General features: G+C 41.0%; 1 protein-coding gene. It reads left to right on the top strand.

Annotated features, from left to right (window positions below; translation table 11 throughout):
* On the top strand, positions 1–2,727 hold a 2,727-nt coding region (locus EHW90_RS13185; protein ID WP_167456761.1), incomplete at both ends, for a MucBP domain-containing protein.

The following is a 2,727-nucleotide window of genomic DNA, read 5'->3' as shown; positions in this document are numbered from 1 at the left end:
GTTTATTACGATGTGGATGAGAACAATGAGTTCAATACCGGAGATTTTGTAGGAGCAAATAAGCCTGTAAGACTTGTAAAGATGGAAAACGGAACACCTACAGTGGTGGATACGGTATTTACGGATGCAAACGGTAATTATACATTTAAGAATAAGATAAGTAATGCCGGAGATTATAAGGTGTATATAGAGACATACCCGGGAGATACTATAAGACCGTTAAACCCAAGTACAGTAACAAAGATAGGAAATGAGTTTTCAAGCTATGAGGTATTGCCTTCAAAGCTTAAGGAAAACGAAAACCCTGTCCCTAACATGCACTGGGCGGTGGTGGATGTGTCACTTACAAGGACTGATAACACCAAGATAGAAAACTTAGGATTAAAGACAGTGTACTCAAACCTTATAGTAAAGCATATAAAAAGAGAGGACAACACTGAGCTTTCGCCTACAACAACTGTAAGGATGCCAAGGTGGACACCTTATACGACCTCTCCTGTAACGGATACCTATTATGAGGCTGAGACACCTCTTCCTACAAATAAGGACGGAGAGTACGGTGACAACGACACTACTGTAACCTATTACTATGTAAGAAAGAATGCAGGCAATGTGACGGTACATCACTATGAAGAAAATACAACAACAGAGCTTGCCACAACGTTGGTACTTCCGGGAGCAAACAAGTTCGGATTAAACTATACTACAGGTGAAGAAAGTATCACAAACTATGAATTGGTAGCACAGCCTACAAATAAAAACGGAACGTATACTTTGCTGCCTCAGACTGTTGATTACTTCTACAGAAGAAAGAATGCAGGAAATATAACGGTCAAGTACCTCGAAACGGGAACAAACAATCCTGTTCACGCACAAAAAGTATTGGACGGAACGAAAAAGCTTGGACTTAACTACTCAGAAAGTCCTGAGAACATTACATACTATGATCTTGATACAACAAACCTGCCTACAAATGACAGCGGAGTGTATACTGCATCACAGATTATAATCACTTATTATTATAAGAGACAGAATGCCGGAGACGTAACTGCAACCTATGTGGATGTCGATACAAATACCGCATTGCATACTCCTGAAGTACAAAACGGTTCAGGTAAACTTGGACTTGCCTACGATACGGATCAAAAGAGTTTTACGAATTATACACTTGTGGCGGTACCTGCAAACAAGTCAGGAAACTTTGCTGTAGGAAATATACTTGTAGAGTACAAGTACAGAAGAAATGATGCAGGAAAGGTAACTGCAACCTATGTGGATGCCGATACGGGAGCGACTCTTCATGCGGCGATAGAACAGGATGGAAGCAGAAAACTGGGACTGCCTTATGATACCGATCAAAAGAGTTTTGTAAACTATGATTTGGTTGCCGTTCCTACAAACAAAGCAGGAAACTTTGCTGTAGGAGATATACTTGTAGAATATAAGTACAGAAGACAGAATGCCGGAGACGTAACTGCAACCTACAAGGATGAGGACACGGGAGATATACTTCATGCTCCTGAAGTGCAAAGCGGAGCAAGAAAGCTTGGATTGCCTTATGATACGGACCAAAAGGTATTTAATTACTATGACCTTATAACCGTGCCTACAAACAAATCAGGAAACTTTGAGGCGGGAAATATACTTGTAGAGTATAAATACAGAAGAAAAGATGCAGGAAATGTAAGAGTAAGACATCTGGATGCAATAACCAATGCCCCTCTTGCATCTGAAGAATTCTTGGACGGAAGCAGAAAGCTTGGACTGAATTACACCACACAGGCAAAGAGCTCTACAGACCTTCCAAACTACGAGCTGTTTGGTGGTATACCTGCCAATGCAAACGGAGTATATACTGCAGGAAGTGATATCATAGTCACATATCTTTATCAAAGAGAGAATGCGGGAAATGTAATAGCTACTTATAAAGATGAGGCCGACGGACATGAGCTTCATCCGCTTGTAGGACAAAGCGGAGCCGGAATGCTGGGAGTTGCCTACGATACGGAAGCAAAGACATTTGATAACTATGACCTGATAAGTATCCCTGCCAATAAGTCTGGAACATTCTCACACAGTAATGTATTGGTAGAGTATGTATACAGAAGAAAGGATGCAGGAAGTGTAAAAGTAAATCATATAGAAGTCGGAACCGGAGAGGTACTTCACAGCCCAAGTGTACTTGACGGAAGCAGGAAACTTGGACTACCTTACAGTACAAACAGTGAGAATATAAACTTCTACGATTTGGTCGGTGTGCCTGCCAATGCAAACGGAATCTTCACAGTAGGAGAACAGGTAGTAAACTATGAGTACACAAGAAAGAATGCAGGAGATGTAGTGGTACGCCATCTCTCAAAGTATGACGGAAGCGAGCTTATACAAAGAGAAGTACTTGACGGAAGCGGAAAGCTTGGACTTAACTATACTACAAATGCAGCGGATATTGATTACTTTGAGATAGATACGATTCCTTCCAATAAAGACGGAGTATTTACAACCTTGCCACAGACTGTAGACTATATCTACAGAAGAAAGAATGCAGGAAGTGTAAAGGCGGTATATGTTGATGAAGAAGGAAACGAGCTTGCAAACAGTGAAATATTATCGGGAGTAGAGAATGCGGGATTGCCGTATAATACAGTAGCAAAGAGTATAACTCACTATGAGCTTGTAAGTATGCCGGGTAATGCAAGCGGAGTATTTAGTGAGAATGAGCAGACTGTT

Origin of the sequence: Lachnoanaerobaculum orale, from assembly GCF_003862485.1 — a bacterium.
Lineage (GTDB): Bacteria > Bacillota > Clostridia > Lachnospirales > Lachnospiraceae > Lachnoanaerobaculum > Lachnoanaerobaculum orale.
This window is presented reverse-complemented; position numbering and strand designations above follow the sequence as displayed.